Raw genomic sequence first — 1,930 nt, 5'->3', positions numbered from 1 at the left:
GCCCTCCTGCGCCCCCCGCCGACACGCCCCTCGGATTCCTGACCCGGCGTTCAGCAACGACTGTTCTATTTCTGACCGGCGGGTTAGGAATGCGTCCGCATGCCCCGCCACGCCGACCCCAAAGCCCGCAGCGCGCTCATCGCGTCCGCGCGGGCGGAGTTCGCGAAGCGGGGCGTGAAGGGCGCGCGCATCAGCGACATCACCGCCGCCAGCGGCCTGTCCAAGGGCGCCTTCTACCTGCACTTCCCCTCGAAGGAGGCCCTCTTCGCGGCGCTGGTGCAGGGCTTCCTGGAGGCGCTGGAGGTCCTGGCCACGAAGCGCATGTCCTGCATGGACCGCTTTCGCGCCGACCACAGCGGCCTGCCCGGCCCCGGGGACGTCGCCACGCGCTCGGAGCGCTACCGCGACTTCCTGCGGATGGAGGCCGAGCTCGACGTGGAGATGCTGGAGCTCATGTGGGAGCAGCGTGAGCTCGTCACGGCGCTCATCGTGGGCAGCCAGGGCACCGCCTTCGAGTCCGTCATGTGGGACGTGGTGGACCGCGAGGTGGAGCGCATCGCCGGGGAGTTCCACCACCTGCGCGGCCAGCATCCGGACACCCCGGACGTGGACCCCAGCCTCTTCGGCTCCTTCATCGTGGGCACCTATCTGCTGCTGGCCCGGCGCATGGGGCGGCTGACGCAGAAGCCGGACCTGGCCACCTGGGCCCTGGGCCTCCAACGTCTCATGCACGAAGGCTCGCTGCCCCGCGAGGCCGTGCCCGCGACGCCCGCCGCCATCGCCCGTCCTTCTTCACCGCCTTCCACGCGCCGGCGCCAAGCCCGCGCGGACCACCCGCACCGCCCGCCAAGGAAACGCCCGTGAAACCATCCACGAAGCCCTCCGCCTCCCGCGCCTTCACCGCCCTGGGGATGGCCGCCGCGCTCGCGCTCTCCGGTTGTGACAAGGCGGATGCCGCGTCCGCGCCGCCCGCCACCGCGGCCCCCGGCCAGGACAAGCCGGCGCCGGCCGTGAAGGTCGTCTCCGCGCGCGGCGTGCAGGCCTCGCAGTCGGAGGAGGTGACGGGCACGCTGTACCCCGCCCAGGGCCTCCAGGTCGGCTTCGAGGTGGGCGGCCGCCTGGAGTCGGTGCGCGCCCAGAAGGGCCAGGCCGTGAAGAAGGGCGACACGCTCGCCCAGCTCAACTCCGAAATCGTGGACGCGCAGGTGGCTGGCGCGGAGGCCGCCGTCGCCGCCGCGGAGGCCGGCGCCTCCATCGCGAAGGACGCCGCCGAGCGCACGGAGAAGCTCAGCACCGGCGGTGGCGTCAGCGACCAGCAGCACAAGAACGCCGTGGCCGCCGCCGCGCAGGCCCAGGCGCAGGTGATGGCCGCGAAGGCGCAGCTCGCGCAGGCCCGCGCGGCGCGGCGCCGGCATGACCTGAAGGCGCCCTTCGCGGGCACGCTGATTGAATCCCCGGACCAGACGGGCGCCACGGTGGGGCCGGGCTCGGCCCTCTTCACGCTGGAGCAGCTGGACACGCTCATCTTCCGCACCACCGTGGCGGAAGGGGCGCGCGCGCTGCTCAAGCCCGGCACGAAGGTGCGCGTGGCGGCGCTGGGCAACGGCGCGTCCACCGACGAGGCCGTGGTGCGCACCATCCTGCCCTCCGCGGACCCCACCACCCGCCGCATCCCGGTGGAGATCTCCGTGCCCAACGCGGACGGACGCTTCGTGGCCCACACCCTGGCGCGCGCCATGCTGAAGCTGGGGGAGACGCAGGACGCGCAGCTGCTCCCCACGACGGCGCTGTCCTCCTCCAACGGGGACCACGTCCTGGTCGTCAGTGACGGCTCGCTCCAGCGCGTGGACGTGCAGGTGCTGGAGCGCCGCGAGCGCGAGGTGGTGGTGCGCGCCGCGGCCGCCCTCCAGCCTGTCTCTTATATACATCT

General features: G+C 73.0%; 2 protein-coding genes. Both read left to right on the top strand.

Features of this window, described 5'->3' with window-relative positions; translation table 11 throughout:
* Positions 1-99 precede the first annotated feature (99 nt).
* The gene (locus tag D7V77_RS41730) at positions 100-864 is read left to right on the top strand and encodes a TetR/AcrR family transcriptional regulator (protein ID WP_120581698.1); all 765 of its coding nucleotides are present in this window, start codon (positions 100-102) and stop codon (positions 862-864) included.
* On the top strand, positions 861-1,930 hold a 1,070-nt coding region (locus D7V77_RS41725; protein ID WP_120581697.1), incomplete at its 3' end, for an efflux RND transporter periplasmic adaptor subunit. The genes D7V77_RS41730 and D7V77_RS41725, both read left to right, overlap by 4 nt.

The organism is Corallococcus sp. CA041A, assembly GCF_003612075.1.
GTDB lineage: Bacteria > Myxococcota > Myxococcia > Myxococcales > Myxococcaceae > Corallococcus > Corallococcus exiguus.
The sequence above is the reverse complement of the archived record's forward strand: the minus strand, read 5'-3'. Positions and strand labels throughout refer to the sequence as shown.

Bases quoted from the DNA above. Each gene is read 5' to 3' on its own strand.
- D7V77_RS41730 (WP_120581698.1), top strand. From the start codon at position 100: ATGCCCCGCCACGCCGACCCCAAAGCCCGCAGCGCGCTCATCGCGTCC.